Genomic DNA, 18634 nt, shown 5'->3' on the forward strand with positions numbered 1-18634 from the left:
GGATTAATGCGACTGGAGTATATCGATATAAACCGAAGTTAACGAGATAATTTCTTGTGGTGAAATTATTATTTAAATGCTGAATAACATATTCAGCATTATTTAATAAAAAAATAAAACCGCAATCCAGAATCAGAATTGCGGTACTTCTTTAATTATGAATCAATCGTTGCGGATGAGTATAAATCGTCGCCCGTCCCGGCTTACAAAAACCTACCAGCGTCAGGTTACATCGCTCGGCGACTTCTACGGCAAGCGTTGTCGCGGCAGACACCGCAAACAGAATTTCTACCCCGCACATCGCTGATTTTTGCACCATTTCATAGCTGGCACGGCTGGAAACCAACACCGCCCCCTGCTGCCAACGTTCACCTTCTTGCGCCCGCCGACCTAACAGTTTATCCAGCGCCACATGGCGGCCCACATCTTCATGTCCGCCAGCCAGTTCGCCAGACGGCAACATCCAGGCGGCGACGTGAGTACAGCCGGTCAGTTGCCCCACTGGCTGGAAATCATTGAGATGGCGTAATGCATCATCCAGTTTGTTGAGATCAAACGTTTGGGTGAACGGCAACGGCTGCACTGGCTTACCGATGTCGTTAAGTTGCTCCACGCCACATACGCCACAGCCCGTGCGCCCCGCCAGTGCCCGACGACGCTCTTTCAACCCCATAAAGCGACGGCTGGAAAGCTCAATTTGCACTTCCAGACCATTACACGAGGGAACAACATCCATGCCGAATATATCGCGCGGACTTTCGATAATTCCTTCTGAAAGCGAAAAACCGAGCGCAAACAGTTCAAGGTCTTTGGGCGATGCCATCATCACTACGTGCGAAATGCCGTTGTAGACCAACGCAACGGGAACTTCTTCCGCGACTTCATCAAGCCGGGAACGTTGTAAATCATCACGCTGCCATAACTCAATTTGTCGCATTCCCGTGATATTTGTCACATTTTTGATTTCTTTTTGCTGTGTTTTTTTCACTTTCTCTTAACCAGATAAGAACACACACACCAAGATTATGGTATTCTGTTACAAACCCTTCCTGGATGGAGGGAAATTGAGCCAATTCTGGACCTTTGCGGCCCCTTCCGCAAAGAAAAATAACTCCCACTCCCTGCACACGCAGCAAGCGAATGTAAATGGGACGTGACAATGTCGAAACAAGGAGCAATCCATGCAGGTCAGCAGAAGGCAGTTCTTTAAGATCTGCGCTGGCGGTATGGCAGGCACCACGGCAGCGGCACTGGGTTTTGCACCCAGCGTAGCACTCGCGGAAACCCGGCAGTATAAACTGCTGCGCACCCGCGAAACCCGTAATACCTGCACCTATTGTTCCGTAGGCTGTGGGCTGTTGATGTACAGCCTCGGTGACGGAGCAAAAAACGCCAAAGCATCTATCTTCCATATCGAAGGCGATCCGGATCACCCGGTCAACCGTGGTGCACTTTGTCCGAAAGGCGCTGGCCTGGTGGATTTTATCCACTCCGAAAGCCGTCTGAAGTTCCCGGAATATCGTGCGCCTGGTTCTGATAAATGGCAGCAAATCAGTTGGGAAGAAGCGTTTGATCGCATCGCCAAACTGATGAAAGAAGACCGCGATGCGAACTACATTGCGCAAAACGCCGAAGGCGTGACCGTTAACCGCTGGCTCTCCACCGGAATGTTGTGTGCTTCCGCGTCGAGCAACGAAACCGGCTATTTAACACAAAAATTCTCCCGCGCGCTGGGTATGCTCGCGGTCGACAACCAGGCGCGTGTCTGACACGGACCAACGGTAGCAAGTCTTGCTCCAACATTTGGTCGTGGTGCGATGACCAACCACTGGGTCGACATCAAGAACGCCAACCTTGTCGTGGTGATGGGCGGTAACGCCGCTGAAGCTCACCCGGTAGGATTCCGCTGGGCGATGGAAGCCAAAATTCACAACGGCGCGAAGCTAATTGTGATTGATCCTCGCTTTACGCGCACGGCGGCGGTGGCTGACTACTATGCCCCAATTCGTTCCGGTACTGACATTGCTTTCCTGTCAGGCGTTTTGCTGTACCTGCTGAACAATGAAAAATTCAACCGCGAATACACCGAAGCCTATACCAACGCCAGCCTGATCGTGCGTGAGGATTACGGCTTTGAAGATGGCCTGTTCACCGGCTACGACGCGGAAAAACGTAAGTACGATAAATCTTCCTGGACTTACGAACTGGACGAAAACGGCTTCGCCAAACGCGATACCACGTTGCAACATCCGCGCTGCGTGTGGAACTTGCTGAAACAGCACGTTTCCCGTTATACGCCAGATGTGGTTGAAAACATCTGTGGTACGCCAAAAGACGCGTTCCTGAAAGTCTGCGAATACATCGCAGAAACCAGTGCTCACGATAAAACTGCCTCGTTCCTTTACGCGCTCGGCTGGACGCAACACTCCGTTGGTGCGCAAAACATTCGTACCATGGCGATGATCCAGTTGCTGCTCGGTAATATGGGGATGGCTGGCGGCGGCGTTAACGCCCTGCGCGGTCACTCCAACATTCAGGGGCTGACGGATCTGGGGCTGCTGTCGCAAAGCCTGCCGGGTTACATGACGCTGCCAAGCGAGAAGCAGACCGATCTGCAAACTTACCTTACCGCCAACACGCCGAAACCGCTGCTGGAAGGCCAGGTCAACTACTGGGGCAACTACCCGAAATTCTTCGTCTCAATGATGAAGGCCTTCTTTGGTGATAAAGCGACGGCGGAAAATAGCTGGGGCTTTGACTGGTTGCCGAAGTGGGATAAAGGCTACGACGTCCTGCAATACTTCGAGATGATGAAAGAGGGCAAGGTCAATGGCTATATCTGCCAGGGCTTTAACCCTGTTGCCTCATTCCCGAACAAAAACAAAGTGATCGGCTGTCTGTCAAAACTGAAGTTCCTCGTCACCATCGACCCGCTGAACACTGAAACCTCTAACTTCTGGCAGAACCACGGTGAGCTGAACGAAGTTGACTCGTCGAAGATCCAGACCGAAGTGTTCCGTCTGCCATCGACCTGCTTCGCGGAAGAGAACGGTTCAATCGTTAACTCCGGTCGCTGGTTGCAGTGGCACTGGAAAGGTGCGGACGCCCCAGGGATTGCGCTGACTGATGGCGAGATCCTCTCCGGTATCTTCCTGCGCTTGCGCAAGATGTATGCCGAACAGGGTGGCGCGAACCCGGACCAGGTGCTGAACATGACCTGGAACTACGCCATTCCGCATGAGCCGAAGTCGGAAGAAGTAGCGATGGAGAGCAACGGTAAGGCGCTGGCCGATATTACCGATCCGGCAACCGGTGCGGTTATCGTCAAGAAAGGCCAACAACTTAGCTCGTTCGCCCAACTGCGCGATGACGGTACAACCTCCTGTGGCTGCTGGATTTTCGCCGGTAGCTGGACGCCGGAAGGCAACCAGATGGCACGCCGTGATAACGCCGATCCGTCTGGCCTCGGTAACACGCTGGGCTGGGCATGGGCATGGCCGCTTAACCGCCGCATCCTGTATAACCGCGCCTCCGCAGACCCGCAGGGTAACCCGTGGGATCCGAAGCGTCAGTTGCTGAAATGGGACGGCACTAAGTGGACCGGCTGGGATATTCCGGACTACAGCGCAGCACCTCCTGGCAGTGGCGTCGGGCCGTTTATCATGCAGCAGGAAGGCATGGGGCGTCTGTTTGCCCTCGATAAGATGGCGGAAGGTCCGTTCCCGGAACACTACGAGCCGTTTGAAACGCCGCTGGGGACTAACCCGCTGCATCCAAACGTTATCTCGAACCCGGCTGCGCGTATCTTTAAAGACGACGCCGAAGCATTGGGTAAAGCCGATAAGTTCCCGTATGTCGGAACCACCTATCGTCTGACCGAGCACTTCCACTACTGGACCAAACACGCGCTGTTGAACGCGATTTTGCAGCCAGAGCAGTTTGTGGAAATCGGTGAGTCGCTGGCGAATAAACTTGGCATTGCCCAGGGCGATACCGTGAAAGTCTCCTCCAACCGTGGCTATATCAAAGCCAAAGCGGTGGTGACCAAACGTATTCGCACGCTGAAAGCGAACGGCAAAGATATCGATACCATCGGTATTCCGATTCACTGGGGCTATGAAGGCGTAGCTAAAAAAGGCTTTATTGCCAATACGTTAACGCCATTCGTTGGTGATGCGAACACGCAGACGCCGGAGTTTAAGTCCTTCCTTGTGAATGTGGAAAAGGTGTAACGGAGACGACATATGGCTTATCAATCTCAAGATATCATTCGTCGTTCCGCGACTAACGGTCTGACCCCCGCGCCTCAGGCGCGGGACTTCCAGGAAGAAGTGGCGAAACTCATCGACGTTACCACCTGTATCGGCTGTAAAGCCTGTCAGGTGGCGTGTTCAGAGTGGAACGACATTCGTGATACCGTCGGCAATAACATTGGGGTGTACGACAACCCCAATGATTTAAGCGCCAAATCGTGGACGGTAATGCGCTTCTCGGAAGTGGAGCAGAACGACAAACTGGAATGGCTGATCCGCAAAGACGGCTGTATGCACTGTTCCGACCCTGGCTGCCTGAAAGCGTGCCCGGCGGAAGGGGCAATTATTCAGTATGCCAACGGTATCGTCGACTTCCAGTCCGAGCAGTGCATTGGCTGCGGTTATTGCATTGCGGGCTGTCCGTTCGATATTCCGCGTCTTAACCCGGAAGACAACCGCGTCTACAAATGTACGCTGTGCGTTGACCGCGTGGTAGTTGGGCAAGAACCGGCCTGTGTGAAGACCTGCCCGACGGGCGCGATTCACTTCGGTACGAAAGAGTCGATGAAAACGCTAGCGAGCGAGCGCGTGGCGGAGCTGAAAACCCGTGGTTACGACAATGCGGGTCTGTACGATCCGGCTGGCGTCGGTGGTACACACGTGATGTACGTGCTGCACCATGCTGACAAGCCGAACCTGTATCATGGCTTGCCGGAGAACCCGGAAATCAGCGAAACCGTGAAATTCTGGAAAGGCATCTGGAAACCGCTCGCGGCTGTTGGCTTTGCGGCTACCTTCGCGGCCAGTATCTTCCACTACGTGGGTGTCGGTCCGAACCGTGCGGATGAGGAAGAGAACAATCTGCACGAAGAGAAAGACGAGGAGCGCAAATGAAACGACGTGACACCATCGTGCGCTACACCGCGCCGGAACGTATCAACCACTGGGTAACCGCCTTCTGTTTCATCCTGGCGGCGGTGAGTGGGCTGGGCTTTTTGTTCCCGTCCTTCAACTGGTTGATGCAAATCATGGGCACACCGCAGCTGGCGCGAATTCTGCACCCGTTTGTCGGCGTGGTTATGTTTGCCTCGTTCATCATCATGTTTTTCCGTTACTGGCATCACAACCTAATCAATCGGGATGATATCTTTTGGGCGAAGAATATTCGTAAGATCGTCGTCAACGAGGAAGTAGGTGACACCGGGCGTTATAACTTCGGTCAGAAATGCGTTTTCTGGGCAGCGATTATTTTCCTGGTTCTGCTGCTGGTGAGCGGTGTGATTATCTGGCGTCCTTATTTTGCGCCTGCTTTCTCAATCCCGGTGATCCGATTCGCGTTAATGCTGCATTCATTTGCCGCAGTAGCGTTAATTGTGGTTATCATGGTGCATATCTACGCCGCCCTTTGGGTGAAAGGCACGATTACCGCCATGGTGGAAGGATGGGTTACCAGCGCATGGGCGAAGAAACACCATCCACGCTGGTATCGTGAAGTCCGCAAGACAACGGAAAAGAAAGCTGAATGAGTATTCGCATAATCCCGCAAGATGAGCTGGGTTCGAGCGAGAAACGTACGGCGGATATGATTCCGCCGTTATTGTTCCCTCGGCTCAAGAATTTATACAACCGCCGCGCCGAGCGTCTGCGCGAGCTGGCAGAAAATAATCCGCTGGGTGATTACCTGCGCTTTGCTGCGCTTATCGCCCACGCCCAGGAAGTGGTGCTGTACGACCATCCGCTGGAGATGGATCTGACCGCGCGCATTAAAGAAGCCAGCGCACAGGGTAAGCCACCACTGGATATTCACGTCCTGCCGCGCGATAAGCACTGGCAAAAGCTACTGATGGCGCTGATTGCTGAGCTGAAACCAGAAATGAGCGGTCCGGCGCTGGCCGTGATTGAGAATCTGGAGAAGGCATCAACACAGGAGCTGGAAGATATGGCCAGCGCACTGTTTGCCTCTGATTTCTCGTCCGTCAGCAGCGATAAAGCGCCGTTTATTTGGGCTGCACTGTCGCTCTACTGGGCGCAGATGGCTAATCTGATCCCCGGCAAAGCGCGTGCGGAATATGGCGAACAACGTCAATATTGCCCGGTTTGTGGTTCTATGCCGGTGTCCAGCATGGTGCAAATTGGCACCACTCAGGGTCTGCGTTACCTGCACTGCAACCTGTGTGAAACCGAATGGCACGTAGTGCGCGTAAAATGCAGCAACTGCGAGCAGAGCGGCAAACTGCATTACTGGTCGCTGGATGACGAACAGGCCGCGATTAAAGCCGAAAGCTGCGATGACTGCGGCACTTACCTGAAGATTCTTTATCAGGAAAAAGAGCCGAAAGTTGAAGCCGTGGCAGATGACCTCGCCTCTCTGGTACTGGACGCGCGAATGGAGCAAGAGGGCTACGCCCGTAGTTCCATTAACCCGTTCCTGTTTCCGGGTGAAGGGGAGTAATCTCTGACGTTTTCCGGGTGGCGCTGGTCGCCCGGATTACAGCTCATAGGGTGTGACGACACCTGCTATTCCCGCAAAATCTCTCGTATTTCGCGAGGCGTTTTCCAGATACGATGTAACAGTTGCAGTTATTATAAGTTCAAGTAAAACAGCCTCGTATTAATACCAGAATAAGGGCATCTGGTTTTTTATATTCAAGAATAAAAAAATTTTTGTCATTCCTTATGATCCTTACACTGATCATCAACACCTACTGTCTCACCCCTTTGCCTGCCACCCTTTGCTTTACGCACCGGGAATTGCTGACGCTCCAGATATTGCTCTATCGCTTCGCGCAAAATTGCAGATCGCGAAACCTTACGCCAGCCCCTGAGCTTATTCAGCCGTTTAATTGCCTCTTCTGATAAATGAAGAAAAACCGTATTCATCGCCATTTTCACCACCTTACATATATTTCTCATTAATGTATGTGCGAAAACTACGCCGAAAAATTAATTAACGAAAGCTGATCTTTGCATGTTGTTTTGTTTTTACGAGGCGGTTTCCAAAGATAATGTAACAGTTGCAGTTATTTCAATTGTTACTCAAAAATGGTTTAGTTATAGCCCAGGATGGTTTATTACTTTTAATTAAGCGGGGGCACATCTACAGAAAAGAAACAACAAATAATAAGGATGAATTATGGATGCGATAAATATTTTATATTCAAGAATATTTTTTTGATTGGGTCTTCATTTGCTCCATCAGGATGGTGTACCCGAAAAAAGTCAGTATCTTTACCGCACCACGTTTAAGGTGAAATCTACCATCCATAACTGACCAGTCAGTGCTGCCACCAACTGGTCTTTGATTGCTAGTAGTAGTAAATTTGCGGATAACAGTCCGGGAACCAAACGATTCCGTCCGGATCATCCCCCCGCATCACTCTATAGCATTGGCGTCGATCATCGGCGCGACGACGAAGCGTAGTATAAAGGCGCTTCCATTCATGGTCGCCCGGTGTACTGTAGTTTACCCAACAATCCATTGAAGGATGACGCCATTTGCCTGTAAGTGTCGGGATCCCTGAATGCTTATGCGGTTTCGGTTTACCATTACGATCCCTATCTTTACGCGTATTAAATGTGGACATTTTTAGTCTCCTGTTAAGAGTTCTAAAAATGTGCTTCCTTAAAATAGTTCATCATTTTCCCTTAATTCGCATAGCGTGCTTTTGCACGAATTTCCGATACGCGGGGACCATTATGATAGCGTCGATGCCCACACATCCAACAAGAACAAAGACAGGGAGTACGAAAGCAAACACCTGATGCTTTTAAGCTTCCATCGCCTGCTGTGCAATAACGACGGCGGATTTTTTTTAATCGCGCCATATGATAGCGACGTTCAGCACGATTACGGGTCATAGCAAAACTCCTGAACAGGCGGCACTATGCCGCTTTCATAGGAGCTCTGAATGCTGGTGCTTTCTGTATGGCATAACCATGCCTCTAACGGTTAAGTGCTTGCAGCACATGTTGCGGATCATTGGCAATCGCTCGCAGCAAAGCCTTTGCAGGCCCGGTCGGTGAACGCCGCCCCTGCTCCCAGTTACGCAACGTGTCTACGCTTACGGAAATAAGATCGGCAAATTTAGATTGTGACAACCCTGAAGCGTGGCGTATTTCTTTGATTTTCATAGCATCAATTTCAAAAGTCCGTGAAGGCTGTCGCGTTCCTTCAAGAATTTCATTCATCTGGGTCATGCTGTGAGTCAACCGCTCAAAAGTGCGTTATCCTGCTTGATGCGACTGCGCATTTCGAAAGCTACATACGCAATGGTCACGATTACATCATCACACGCGATACTCTACTGAGTGGCTTTGAGATGAATCTGCCAGATATTGATCGCAAGCATCCTGACGCCAGCCCTCTTTGGCGCGATGATTTTAATGGCTTGCCGCCAGTTCATATAATTACCGCAGAATATGACCCGCTTTGTGATGAAGGCGAGGCGCTGTATCAGAGGATGACAGAGCAAGGCGTGCAATGTACCTGCCAACGCTACCTCGGGGTTATCCACGGATTTTTTCAGTTAGGGGGTATTAGCGAGGCTGCGCGATCGGCACTACGGGATGTTGCCTGGAGAGCGGGAAGGTAACTCCGGACCTGGGCACTGAAAAGGTTTTCAGATTGAAAACCTTTTCAGTGAAGTAAAACGTCCTACTCTTCTTCGTTCCCGCCCTCTTCATAAGGGCCAAATGGCTTAGCGGGAAGAACGATATACGTCCCTTCAAACACCGCACCAGGCGTCTCGTCGCCAAAGATTTCAACCTGCATTTGCACTCGCGCTTTGCGCCCGCGCGCCAGACGGTCGAGATCGCCACTTAACGCACCGAGGTCGGCTACCGCATGAGGTTTACCGCTAATCGGCTTGCTGTAACGAATATGCGCGTCAGCCAGAATAATCGTTCCGCCGAGATGGCGTTCGCGCAGCATCAGCCAGATAAGCCCCCAACCGGTGAGCGTTGCCAGCGAGAATAAACTCCCGGCAAACAGCGTATGATGCGGATTCTGATTGCCGGTTTCCGGCATGGTGGTGATAAATTTTTGCCCGGTATATTGCTGAATGCGCACGCCCATTTTTTCACTTAATGGGATGTGTTCATACCACGCCTGCTGGAGCTGGGCGCACCAGTCGCCGCGATGCAAAATGTCATCCAGAGTAGCGACGGGTTTAATCATCAAAAAATGGCGAATAGGCGTGGTGGTGGGCGTGGTGATCTCCCCCTGATTCACAAACCCCAGCTTGGCAAAAAACTCCACCGCGTCTTCGCGGGCGCTACAGGTCACGCGCTTAACGCCTTCCTGGCGTGCTACCGACTCCAGGGTCATCGCCATCAGCGTCCCTAGCCCTTTGTCCTGCACGTCGGGATGAACGGCCATAAAACGGATGGAGGCTTCGTTATCGGCATTGATATACAGCCGACCTACCGCCACCAGATTACCCTGCTCGTCGACGACCATCTGGTGATGCGCCATCGCATCCCACGCGTCGCGTTCAGAACCTTTCGGTTGATGCAGGGGTTTACGCAACATCTCCCAGCGAAACTGATAGTAACGCTCTAATTCTTCTTCTGTTTGTGGAACCCGAAGGTGATACATAGCGATACTCTCTCTTGTTTCCCGTGACACCCCTGGAAGCTGGCTCATACCTGTAACCAGAATGTCACGGGGCCATCATTGACCAGCGATACCTGCATATCCGCAGCGAAGCGTCCTGTTTGCGTGTTCATCTCTTGCTGACGGCAGCGTTCGACGAAATAGTCATATAACGCCTCTGCGCGATCCGGTGATGCGCCTTTGGAGAAACTTGGGCGCATCCCTCGTTCGGTATCTGCGGCAAGGGTAAACTGGGAAACTACCAGCACACTACCGCCCGCCTGTTGCACGTTGAGATTCATCTTGCCTTCGGCATCGCTGAAGATGCGATAGCCGAGCACACGCTCGCACAGACGGTTTGCTTTCTGTTCGTCGTCATCCTTTTCGACACCCAATAACACCAAAAGTCCCGCGCCAATTTCGCCCGTCACTTCTCCCTCCACGGTGACGCTGGCACGGGTTACGCGTTGAATTAATGCAATCATGGTTCGTCGTCTTCTTCTTGTTCAGCAGCTTGTTTTAGTTTGCGGTATTCCCCGAGAGTGACAGTAATTTCCGCCCCAAGCAAGACGATACACCATGTCCAGTAGACCCAGACAAAGAGAATGGGGATCACTGCCAGTACGCCGTAAATGAGCTGATATGACGGGAACATGGTGATATAAAGCGCGAAACCTTTCTTCCCTGCTTCGAACAGGAGCGCGGCGACAAACGCGCCGACAATCGCGTCGCGGTTAGGTACGCGAATGGTGGGAACAACGCTGTACAGCAGCCAGAAGGAGATCCACGACAACAGCAGCGGAAAAATACGCAGCACATTATCGATAACGGTATTGAGCTCGCTCGCCCAGCGCAGGGAGAGCAGATAGGAGCTAATCGCCAGACTGGCTCCCGCCAGCAGCGGCCCCAGCGTCAAAATCATCCAATACACAGCAAACGAGTAAATTTTGGGACGCACCCGTTTACTGCGCCAGATGGCGTTGAGTGCACTATCGATGGAATACATCAACAATAATGCCGTGACGATCAGCCCACATGCCCCGACGGCGGTCATCTTGTTGGAATTGGCAACAAACTGTTCGATATATTGCTGGATAACATCGCCAGTGGCAGGTAGAAAGTTGGCGAAAATAAAATGACGCAACTGAATGCTGACGTCGGAAAACATGGGAAAAGCGGCGAAAAGCGCAAAAACAACGGCAACCAGCGGCACTAATGAGAGCAACGACACATAGGCAAGGTTACCTGCCAGGGTTGTCATGTTGTCCTCATTAATGCGTTGCCAGAGTAGTTTCAGCCAGGCCCATAGCGGACGGGTACGATGCCTGGCTTTTTCATGGATGGTTTTTAGCATAACACCTTCGCGAAATAGTCCGGGATGGTGGTTTTATCTTTCACCTGAATGCTGGTAATGCCTAGCTGATTAGCCCCTTCTATATTATCGGCGTTGTCATCGAAAAAGACGGTATCGCTGGGTGAAAAACCTTCTGCCTGTAAAACATGCTGGTAGATCCGCGCTTCCGGTTTGCGCATACCCAAATCTTGCGACAGATAGATATGGTCGGCAGCGTTGCGGATTTCCGGGTATTCCTCCGGCCAGAAAGTGGTATGCAGGCGGTTAGTATTGGAAAGCACCACCACGCGATGCCCCTGTTCACGCAGTTTATGCATGATGTCGATCACTTCAGGGCGCAGCGCGACAAACACCGCCTGCCAGCCGTGGGAGAACTGTTCGTAACTTAGCGGTAAGGCCATCTCATGGCACATAGCTTCAGCGAATTCTTCATCGCTAATTTGCCCGCGCTCATGCTGATGAAACGCCTCCCCCATATGAAAACTCTTCTTAAGCGTAGCCAGCGGAATGCGCGTTAAATCGCTCCAGGCTCCCAGCACACGGTTAAAGTCGATATCGACAATCACATTACCTAAATCAAAGATATAGAGCATTTTTGCCTCCTTTCTCGCCACAGGAAATTAACTGTAGCGGGAAAGGATGGGTTTGGCTATGTGGCAATAAGGGTAATCTTGTGATGCTGATTGCGAAAAAGCAGAGTAATTTCACTGGCTTTTTCGCAATAGATGAATGGTTAAGATTCAGGTGTAAATTGCCAACGAGTTTCGATGACCAGCGGCTTATCTGATGTCACCAATTCCGGCGTTAGATTTATTGCGTTAGGTGCCTGAGTAAGCGGATTAACACAGGTGGCATCGGGCTGTTTATCAAATACCACCAGACTGTTTGCAGAAGAGGTCATGGTCATCGTGAGTTTACCAGGCCACAGTAACTTAACCTTCACCCCGTCATAAAAACCAAAACAGTCATCCCAGGGACCAGCTTGAGGAGAGATGCGATTTCCAGTTGGCAGTTCATCACTACCCGCTTCCTCTTGCCAGTCCGCATCAAAAAGCACCTGCAACGATTCTGTATTTTGCGGAGTCAGCTTTTTCGCAAACCACGGATGCCAGCCTGCAGAGGCCGGGAATGTATCGGTATGTGAATGGATTTCCAGTTGCAAAACCAGCGCATCGTTCTCCAGCAAAAAAGTCTGAATCACTTCCCCTTGCCAGGGCCACGGTGAAGCCAGGGGCATACGTAAAGTCAGGGAATCTATTGTTTTGTCGATGATTTCCCACGTTGAGTAACAAGCCATACCATGCAACGCATGTGGTGGTTTATTGGCGGGTAAAGAATAACATTGCCCACCAGCATTCAGCGTCGCATTCCCCAGTCGCCCTGCCCACGGCACCATTGGGAAACAGCCATACTGAAAAGCTCTGCGCTGCGGCTGCCATTGGCGTAATACTTCAGAACCAAATGCCTTTAACGAGGTTATCCTGGCACCATCATGCGGATAAATCTGCAGGTGAATATTGCCTTTTTCCAGCGTCACTAACTCTCCTACAGGCCCAGGCCATGGCGCGTCAAACGCCTGTTGTAGCGCCAGGTAATGCTCGTTTTTTCGTTCAGTTTTCATGAGATTGTTCCCTGATGTAGCGGTAAGAAGCGGTTTCTTGTTCATCGGTCGGCTCAATCAGCCAGACGCAAACAAAGGAAAGAACTGAGACAGCAAATAAAAACAGAGCGACATACCACGGTTTTCCTCCCCCTAGCGCCAGCAAACTTGAGGCGATAAGGGGACTTAGTCCGCCAAGAATCGCGGAAAATTGATAAGCAAAAGAAAGGCCGGTATATCGTACTTTGGTACCGAACATGCGGGTGAAAAGTGTTGGCTGCACGGCAAACATCATCGTCGGACCTAAGTTGTAGCCGAGGATCATACTGCACCAGATGATGAGCGTACTTTTGCTATCCAGTAATAAGAAGAAAGGAAACGCGAACAGGACACAAAATCCTGCTCCCGACAAATACAGACTTTTTTGACCTATACGATCTGATAACCATCCAACCAATGGACAACTGAAAATACCGATCGCCGAGGCAATCAACATACCCGTCAGGGGAATATCTCGCGACAATGCTAATTGGCTGGAAATATAGACAATACCAAAGGCGTTAATAATATTAGAGGAGACACTTTCCGCCAGCCTCGCACCCAGTGCCAATAAAATATTTCGTGGATGTTTTTTGAATAATTCAATCAACGGAGGAACGGACTTTTCTTTATTATTCGTCGTTTTTTGCTTTTGAAAATCCAGCGTTTCTTCGGTATGCAGGCGGATAAACAGCCCAACGATCAACATCACCGCAGAAAGCCAAAACGGAATGCGCCATCCCCAGGAGAGAAACTGCTCCGAAGTAAGAAAATGGTTACAGAGAGCAAAAATACCGGTTGCCAGCATAATACCCACAGACGCAGCCGTTTGCGGGAGTGAACCTAAAAATCCGCGTCGGGATTCGGGCGCTGATTCTATGGTCATCAATGCCGCTCCGCCGTACTCGCCACCAAGACCAAAGCCCTGAATCAAACGCAGCACCATTAATACAAGCGGTGCCCAAATGCCAATTTCCTGATACGTCGGAATAAAACCAATCAAAAATGTGGAGCAACCGACAATAGCCAGCGTCCAGATAAGTGTTATTTTTCGCCCGATTTTATCGCCAAAATGACCAAAGACGATGCCACCTAAAGGACGAGTCAGAAAACCGACACCAAAGGTCGCAAAGGAAGCTATAAGACCTATAAAAGGATCGCTGTCTGGATAAAACAGCGGTGCAAATACCAGTCCTGCTGCCGTGCCAAAAATAAAGAAGTCATACCATTCCATTAACGCGCCTGCGAAACTGCCCATAACGACACGTCTCATGGCTTTACCGGAAAGCCCTTCACGCGGTGCGGGTAACTTTTCAGACATAATTTTCCTCTCCTGGTAGGCGAGAAATCTGGGATACGAACCACTAAACGTGGGCAGTTTGAATTAATGCGCATCGGTTTAAGCCGATGCGCATTAATTTATTTCTTCAATTCAGCCAGAACCTCTGCATCCTCAGCATCAACATTTGCTCCCAAAGGTTCCCAATTAATCAATACGCAGGTCAGGAACCCCAGGAATGGCACAATTGCCAACCAATAAAACGCTTCAGTTTTCAACGTACCCCACAGCATCGGCCAGAAAATGAGTCCTGCAATTGCCCCTGTGCGCATAATAGCGCGGGCAAATCCGACCCCAGTAGGGCGAATAGCGGGAGGATAAGAGAGTGTGGCAATGGTCATGCCCAGCCCACCAGGACCCGCTGAATGGAAGAAAATAATTGATCCCAATAACCCTAACGACAGCCAGGGATTAGTCGTTGCCAGTGCGCCTAACGACAGCAATGCTAAGGTCACAACAGCAAATCCATACATCGACTGTCGGCGAGTACCCAGTCGTTGGAGAATAAACGAGCCGATCATCCCGCCTGTCACCCCACAAAGGGCATTCACGACGGCAGAACCGGTCAACGCGCCAGTAAGCCCGCCACTTATTATTCCCGCCAACGTAAGAGGAAGATAAACACCTACGGCGTTATATTGCCACGCCTGCATGGTTGCCACGACACAACCAAGAATGGTGCGTTTGCGGTAACGATCATTAAATAAGATGCCATACCCACCACTGTATTTATTCTCTGCTTTTTCCGAGAATTTCGCTTCTGTTGTACCCGATGCCGCAACGCGAGCCTGAACACCATAACGTTTTCCCAGAATGTCGCACGCTTCCTGGTAACGCCCGACGCGTGCGGCCCACATTGCGGATTCACCAATAAAGAAGTAACGCAAAATCATGAAGACGACTGCAAAAATAGCTCCGATGAATATTCCGTAACGCCACAATTGTTCTTCAGCGATACCCGACAGAAGCAGCGGCAAAAGCACCAAATAAACAACGGTTGTCGAAACATACCAGGCCATTTGCCAGAGGTTGACCGACGTTCCGGTTTTCTTCGACGTTGAACCACGAAGCTCTGCCACGGCATTGGTTGCCAAAGGGAAGTCGATGCCTAAACCAAAGCCCATGATGACGCGGCACACCAGCACCCACCAGATACTGGGAGCAATAGCTACCGCTGCAGCACCGATGGTGCACAGCCCCATGCCAATAATAAATGCCCGCTTTTGCCCAAAGCGGTTTATTACTCGGTTCGCTAATAAACCGCCAATTAACGCGGCGATTAATACTGATGCATTGACGGTTGCAGCAAGACCCGGCGAAATGCCGAATTGAGCGGCAATGTATTTATTACCAAACCCCACCATCGCCGCCTGGTAGGCATCAATCAATATGCCGCCCAAAGCAATAAAAATAACGCCGATACTGGTGTTGATTGCAGAGTTCTTATTAACAATATCAATTACGTCCTGTGGCCGACTAATTGAATAAGTTGCAGGACTGGTGATTTGACTCATCGCAGTGTCCTTTTTAATTGTTGTAGGGTGGCGCTGACGTGACGCAGCGCCAGACAGAGATTTAGAAAATCATTCCGGCGCAAATTGCAGCATGACCTTTATGGAGTCATTTTGCTGCGCGCGTTCGAATGCCGCCGCTGCATCCTCAATGGCAAATAAGTCGGTAACCAGTTCACTGGTATCAAACCGCCCATCCGCCAGCCATTCGATAACAGCATCGAAATCTTCAGGGATGTACATGCCAGAGTTGAGCAAGTCACGCTCGAAACGTTGCATCATCGGTAATGGTATTTCACGCGGCCCACTTGGTACGCCCATGCACACGACGGTGCCTCCGGCATATACACGGGTACATGCATCGTTAAGCGTGGCCTGCGCTGCAACGACACCAATCGCCCCCGTAAATCGCACATCTGCGGCCAGCTCACCTGGTGCCCAAACTTCTGCTGCGCCCAGCTTTAACGCCAGCGCGCGTTTGGCAGCGTCAGGTTCAATCACGGTAATCTTACCTGCCCCCATAATGCGCAGTGCCTGCACGATGGATAAGCCTATCGTTCCGGCACCAATCACCAGTACGCTTTCCAGAGAAGCTTTCGGCATTCGGTTAACGCAGTGACGAGCACAAGCCGCCGGTTCGGCAAAGGCCAACACTTTTAGCGGTAAAGAGGCTGGTGCGACATGGCAATTACGCGCAGGAACAATGTGTTGTGAGCGAGCAAAGCCCGGTGCGCGAAAACCAGCAACCTGCGGTGGTTCACAAAGATTAAAACGTCCTGCTTTGCAGGCTCGGCATTCCATGCAAGCCATGATGGGATCGACCACAACATGATCGCCCGGCTGTACATTTTTAACGTCGCTGCCAACTTCCGTAACGCGCGCTGCAATTTCATGACCGGGGACGACAGGTGGTTTGGCAAACGGATGACCGCCTTTCAGAACATGCAGATCCGAACCGCATATCCCATAGAACACAGGCGCAATCCGCACTTCGTGCGGTTTAAGTTCCTGGTGTGGTACTTCAACATATTGAGTGGTGACTTTCCCAATATCTGAAAATAAAACCTGGGTAATTTTATCCATTGTTATTCTCCAGAATCGATATCCATAGGGGATTAGCGTTGCGCGATACCTTCATCGACAATTTCAGCCAGCCGTTGCAAGCGTGGAACGGAGACATCGCGCAGCATGGTTTGTGGATCTTGTGCACCAACAACCGACGCCCAAACCGCTCGTCCAGCCAGGAAGCCCGACGCCCCACCTTTCATGGCAATACTTACTGCACGGCCAAAAATATCGGCATCAACGCCAGAAGAAAGAATTACCCACGGCATCTTCATCTGATCGTTAAGTTGCTGACAGGCGGCAAGTAAGGTTTTTTCATCGCCTTTGCCCCCTAATGGCATCTCGGCTTTGTAAAGATCAGCCTCTGTTCCACCAAGCTCTGCGGCGGCGGCGGCAATGGCGCTTTCACGATCAAAGTCCCAACCGCGACGAGGTGGACGCACCACAGGTTCAATAATGCTAACCAGTCCGGCACTACGGCAGCGACGAACAAATTTATCAACCATTGCCAGACGTTCCTCTGCGGGTTCATCTTCACGCCAGAGTACAAGTAATTTCATTGCCTTAGCCCCCATTTCACGGGCTTTATGCGGGTCGACGGACATATCTATTTCAACGCTATCAACCGGGATGCCATTACCTGGGATAAAAAGATCGGCAGCGACAATCAGGCCGCAAGAATTAGCAACAGCGCCCTGCTCGACTATTTGCTCAAGACAAAATTGTTTATCCGCCAGAACGGCAGAAGCATAAGGAGAAAGGATTCGGGTCGCGGCAACTTTAAAATCGGTGAGTACACTGTCGGCGATGGGTTTGGGCTGCCCTGCTGCCGCAAACATCAGGCGCATGGCCTCACGCTGATCGACAGCTAACATGGCGAATCCACCACCTGGGCGGGAGATATCTTTCAGCGTAAATGGGGTGAAGTGGGATGACATAGAAACTCCTGTTAATAGATAAAATTAAAGACCAGCCTGTTGGCGAACCTGATTTAGCAGGGCGCTCCAGTCCTGCCGCCCTTTGCCGTCTTGACTTGCTGCGGCGTAATAACTTTCTGCTGCAATCCCCATATTGAGCGGTGCCCCCGTCTCCCGAGCGACGTCAACTGCAATACGCAGATCTTTCAACGCCAGATCCACCATGAAGGCGGGTGAAAGATCGCCTTTCAGCACTTTGCCAGGCCAGGTGGTCGTAAAATGTCCTTTCCCTGCTGCCGTACCACTCATCACCTTAATTGCGACATCAAGATTTAATCCCAGTGACTCACATAACACAGCGGCCTCGGAGGACAGCGCATTAAGCGCAATGCTCATATAGTTGTTAATTAGCTTCACGCGGATCCCCATTCCTGGGCCGCCAGCCTCGACCAGCTCATTACCCATGCACATGAGAATCGGGCGTGCACGCGCAATCTGCTCATCAGTGCCACCCGCTAAAATCAGCAATGTGCCATCAATCGCATTCACGGACGTTCTGCCCACGGGGGCGTCCATCATACTGATGCCTTTTTCTTGTAATTCCCGTATTAATGCATCGGTCTGTAAGGGATGAATAGTCGACATATCAATCAATAACGCGTCAGATGAAACAGCCTCACAGACGCCTTTTTCCCCCAACAGAACCTGTCGAACAATGTCACCATTGGGAAGCATAGTGATGATAAATTCAGCGCCTGCTGCCGCTTCCGCTGGGGTTTGTGCCGCAGTGGCCCCCTGCGTAACTAGCGCATCGACGGCCTGTGCATTGACATCAAATACCTGCAATGAATGCCCTTTTTGCAATAGATTGTTAGCCATTGGGCTACCCATCTGCCCCAGCCCGAGAAATGCAATGGTTGCCATGAATACTCTCCTGTCTGACATTGACAAAATAATGACAAT

The 18634-nt window shown here is 51.0% G+C and carries 19 protein-coding genes and 1 pseudogene; 5 read left to right on the forward strand and 15 right to left on the reverse strand.

Features of this window, described 5'->3' with window-relative positions:
- Nucleotides 1-151: 151 nt before the first annotated feature.
- A complete protein-coding gene (gene fdhD / locus A7Z29_RS20290) occupies nucleotides 152-988 on the reverse strand; it encodes a formate dehydrogenase accessory sulfurtransferase FdhD (RefSeq protein ID WP_000753605.1) in 837 nt (278 codons plus the stop codon).
- A gap of 193 nt (nucleotides 989-1181) precedes the next feature.
- Here fdhD and fdnG point away from each other — a divergent pair, with 193 nt between their 5' ends.
- The 4 genes from fdnG to fdhE are packed head-to-tail and all read left to right on the forward strand — an operon-like array spanning nucleotide 1182 to nucleotide 6705.
- The gene (fdnG, locus tag A7Z29_RS20305) at nucleotides 1182-4232 is read left to right on the forward strand and encodes a formate dehydrogenase-N subunit alpha (RefSeq protein WP_011310337.1); all 3051 of its coding nucleotides are present in this window, start codon (nucleotides 1182-1184) and stop codon (nucleotides 4230-4232) included.
- Between the two features lie 12 nt (nucleotides 4233-4244).
- On the forward strand, nucleotides 4245-5147 hold the full coding sequence (fdoH, locus tag A7Z29_RS20310; protein WP_000331377.1) for a formate dehydrogenase O subunit beta: 903 nt from the start codon (nucleotides 4245-4247) through the stop codon (nucleotides 5145-5147).
- Nucleotides 5144-5779, forward strand: coding sequence for a formate dehydrogenase cytochrome b556 subunit (gene fdoI, locus A7Z29_RS20315; RefSeq protein ID WP_000829031.1), 636 nt, complete (start codon nucleotides 5144-5146; stop codon nucleotides 5777-5779). Before fdoH ends, fdoI begins: the two co-directional genes overlap by 4 nt.
- On the forward strand, nucleotides 5776-6705 hold the full coding sequence (gene fdhE, locus A7Z29_RS20320) for a formate dehydrogenase accessory protein FdhE (protein ID WP_000027708.1): 930 nt from the start codon (nucleotides 5776-5778) through the stop codon (nucleotides 6703-6705). The genes fdoI and fdhE overlap by 4 nt, the downstream gene beginning before the upstream one ends.
- A gap of 215 nt (nucleotides 6706-6920) precedes the next feature.
- On the opposite strand, the gene A7Z29_RS20325 is transcribed toward fdhE, so the two are convergent.
- From A7Z29_RS20325 to A7Z29_RS20345, 4 genes are all read right to left on the reverse strand, one after another.
- Nucleotides 6921-7139 (reverse strand): ribbon-helix-helix domain-containing protein, encoded by a 219-nt coding sequence (locus A7Z29_RS20325; RefSeq protein WP_001251287.1) that lies wholly within the window; start codon nucleotides 7137-7139, stop codon nucleotides 6921-6923.
- A gap of 419 nt (nucleotides 7140-7558) precedes the next feature.
- Entirely contained in the window at nucleotides 7559-7837 is a 279-nt protein-coding gene (locus A7Z29_RS20335) for a hypothetical protein (protein ID WP_105290737.1), read from the reverse strand.
- Between the two features lie 61 nt (nucleotides 7838-7898).
- Nucleotides 7899-8111 carry a hypothetical protein gene (locus A7Z29_RS20340; RefSeq protein WP_085461411.1) on the reverse strand — a complete coding sequence of 71 codons (213 nt, stop codon included), beginning with the start codon at nucleotides 8109-8111 and terminating at the stop codon, nucleotides 7899-7901.
- Nucleotides 8112-8195: 84 nt separating this feature from the next.
- The gene (locus A7Z29_RS20345; RefSeq protein ID WP_000192902.1) at nucleotides 8196-8450 is read right to left on the reverse strand and encodes a helix-turn-helix domain-containing protein; all 255 of its coding nucleotides are present in this window, start codon (nucleotides 8448-8450) and stop codon (nucleotides 8196-8198) included.
- A gap of 32 nt (nucleotides 8451-8482) precedes the next feature.
- Here A7Z29_RS20345 and A7Z29_RS20350 point away from each other — a divergent pair.
- A pseudogene (locus A7Z29_RS20350) lies at nucleotides 8483-8845 on the forward strand (alpha/beta hydrolase fold domain-containing protein); the annotation flags it as partial.
- A 62-nt stretch (nucleotides 8846-8907) separates the two neighbouring features.
- Here A7Z29_RS20350 and fabY read toward each other — a convergent pair.
- From fabY to yihU, 10 genes are all read right to left on the reverse strand, one after another.
- Nucleotides 8908-9849, reverse strand: a complete 942-nt coding sequence (gene fabY, locus A7Z29_RS20355) for a fatty acid biosynthesis protein FabY (RefSeq protein WP_001297068.1) — start codon at nucleotides 9847-9849, stop codon at nucleotides 8908-8910.
- A 44-nt stretch (nucleotides 9850-9893) separates the two neighbouring features.
- The gene (gene dtd, locus A7Z29_RS20360; protein ID WP_000560983.1) at nucleotides 9894-10331 is read right to left on the reverse strand and encodes a D-aminoacyl-tRNA deacylase; all 438 of its coding nucleotides are present in this window, start codon (nucleotides 10329-10331) and stop codon (nucleotides 9894-9896) included.
- Nucleotides 10328-11200, reverse strand: a complete 873-nt coding sequence (locus tag A7Z29_RS20365; RefSeq protein ID WP_000920722.1) for a virulence factor BrkB family protein — start codon at nucleotides 11198-11200, stop codon at nucleotides 10328-10330. The genes dtd and A7Z29_RS20365 overlap by 4 nt, the downstream gene beginning before the upstream one ends.
- A complete protein-coding gene (gene yihX, locus A7Z29_RS20370; RefSeq protein ID WP_010348287.1) occupies nucleotides 11194-11793 on the reverse strand; it encodes a glucose-1-phosphatase in 600 nt (199 codons plus the stop codon). The genes A7Z29_RS20365 and yihX overlap by 7 nt, the downstream gene beginning before the upstream one ends.
- A gap of 140 nt (nucleotides 11794-11933) precedes the next feature.
- Nucleotides 11934-12821 (reverse strand): aldose 1-epimerase, encoded by an 888-nt coding sequence (locus tag A7Z29_RS20375; RefSeq protein ID WP_010348285.1) that lies wholly within the window; start codon nucleotides 12819-12821, stop codon nucleotides 11934-11936.
- Nucleotides 12811-14160 carry an MFS transporter gene (locus A7Z29_RS20380; protein ID WP_001291199.1) on the reverse strand — a complete coding sequence of 450 codons (1350 nt, stop codon included), beginning with the start codon at nucleotides 14158-14160 and terminating at the stop codon, nucleotides 12811-12813. The genes A7Z29_RS20375 and A7Z29_RS20380 overlap by 11 nt, the downstream gene beginning before the upstream one ends.
- A gap of 98 nt (nucleotides 14161-14258) precedes the next feature.
- Nucleotides 14259-15692 carry an MFS transporter gene (locus tag A7Z29_RS20385; protein ID WP_105290738.1) on the reverse strand — a complete coding sequence of 478 codons (1434 nt, stop codon included), beginning with the start codon at nucleotides 15690-15692 and terminating at the stop codon, nucleotides 14259-14261.
- A 69-nt stretch (nucleotides 15693-15761) separates the two neighbouring features.
- A complete protein-coding gene (locus A7Z29_RS20390) occupies nucleotides 15762-16772 on the reverse strand; it encodes a zinc-dependent alcohol dehydrogenase (protein WP_105290739.1) in 1011 nt (336 codons plus the stop codon).
- A 32-nt stretch (nucleotides 16773-16804) separates the two neighbouring features.
- On the reverse strand, nucleotides 16805-17692 hold the full coding sequence (locus A7Z29_RS20395; protein WP_065227994.1) for an aldolase: 888 nt from the start codon (nucleotides 17690-17692) through the stop codon (nucleotides 16805-16807).
- Between the two features lie 24 nt (nucleotides 17693-17716).
- The gene (gene yihU, locus A7Z29_RS20400; protein WP_000190781.1) at nucleotides 17717-18595 is read right to left on the reverse strand and encodes a sulfolactaldehyde 3-reductase; all 879 of its coding nucleotides are present in this window, start codon (nucleotides 18593-18595) and stop codon (nucleotides 17717-17719) included.
- Nucleotides 18596-18634: the final 39 nt, after the last annotated feature.

The sequence above is a fragment of the Escherichia sp. MOD1-EC6842 genome (assembly GCF_002965705.1).
GTDB classification, from domain to species: Bacteria; Pseudomonadota; Gammaproteobacteria; order Enterobacterales; family Enterobacteriaceae; genus Escherichia; species Escherichia ruysiae.

Excerpts from the sequence above, each read along its gene's own strand:
- fdoH (WP_000331377.1), top strand. The coding sequence starts at position 4,245 with ATGGCTTATCAATCTCAAGATATCATTCGTCGTTCCGCGACTAACGGT.
- A7Z29_RS20365 (WP_000920722.1), bottom strand. The coding sequence starts at position 11,200 with ATGCTAAAAACCATCCATGAAAAAGCCAGGCATCGTACCCGTCCGCTA.
- yihX (WP_010348287.1), bottom strand. The coding sequence starts at position 11,793 with ATGCTCTATATCTTTGATTTAGGTAATGTGATTGTCGATATCGACTTT.
- A7Z29_RS20340 (WP_085461411.1), bottom strand. The coding sequence starts at position 8,111 with ATGACCCGTAATCGTGCTGAACGTCGCTATCATATGGCGCGATTAAAA.
- fdhE (WP_000027708.1), top strand. The coding sequence starts at position 5,776 with ATGAGTATTCGCATAATCCCGCAAGATGAGCTGGGTTCGAGCGAGAAA.
- A7Z29_RS20395 (WP_065227994.1), bottom strand. The coding sequence starts at position 17,692 with ATGTCATCCCACTTCACCCCATTTACGCTGAAAGATATCTCCCGCCCA.
- fdoI (WP_000829031.1), top strand. The coding sequence starts at position 5,144 with ATGAAACGACGTGACACCATCGTGCGCTACACCGCGCCGGAACGTATC.
- A7Z29_RS20380 (WP_001291199.1), bottom strand. The coding sequence starts at position 14,160 with ATGTCTGAAAAGTTACCCGCACCGCGTGAAGGGCTTTCCGGTAAAGCC.
- fabY (WP_001297068.1), bottom strand. The coding sequence starts at position 9,849 with ATGTATCACCTTCGGGTTCCACAAACAGAAGAAGAATTAGAGCGTTAC.
- A7Z29_RS20390 (WP_105290739.1), bottom strand. The coding sequence starts at position 16,772 with ATGGATAAAATTACCCAGGTTTTATTTTCAGATATTGGGAAAGTCACC.
- yihU (WP_000190781.1), bottom strand. The coding sequence starts at position 18,595 with ATGGCAACCATTGCATTTCTCGGGCTGGGGCAGATGGGTAGCCCAATG.
- A7Z29_RS20375 (WP_010348285.1), bottom strand. The coding sequence starts at position 12,821 with ATGAAAACTGAACGAAAAAACGAGCATTACCTGGCGCTACAACAGGCG.
- dtd (WP_000560983.1), bottom strand. The coding sequence starts at position 10,331 with ATGATTGCATTAATTCAACGCGTAACCCGTGCCAGCGTCACCGTGGAG.
- A7Z29_RS20325 (WP_001251287.1), bottom strand. The coding sequence starts at position 7,139 with ATGGCGATGAATACGGTTTTTCTTCATTTATCAGAAGAGGCAATTAAA.
- A7Z29_RS20345 (WP_000192902.1), bottom strand. The coding sequence starts at position 8,450 with ATGACCCAGATGAATGAAATTCTTGAAGGAACGCGACAGCCTTCACGG.
- A7Z29_RS20335 (WP_105290737.1), bottom strand. The coding sequence starts at position 7,837 with ATGTCCACATTTAATACGCGTAAAGATAGGGATCGTAATGGTAAACCG.
- A7Z29_RS20385 (WP_105290738.1), bottom strand. The coding sequence starts at position 15,692 with ATGAGTCAAATCACCAGTCCTGCAACTTATTCAATTAGTCGGCCACAG.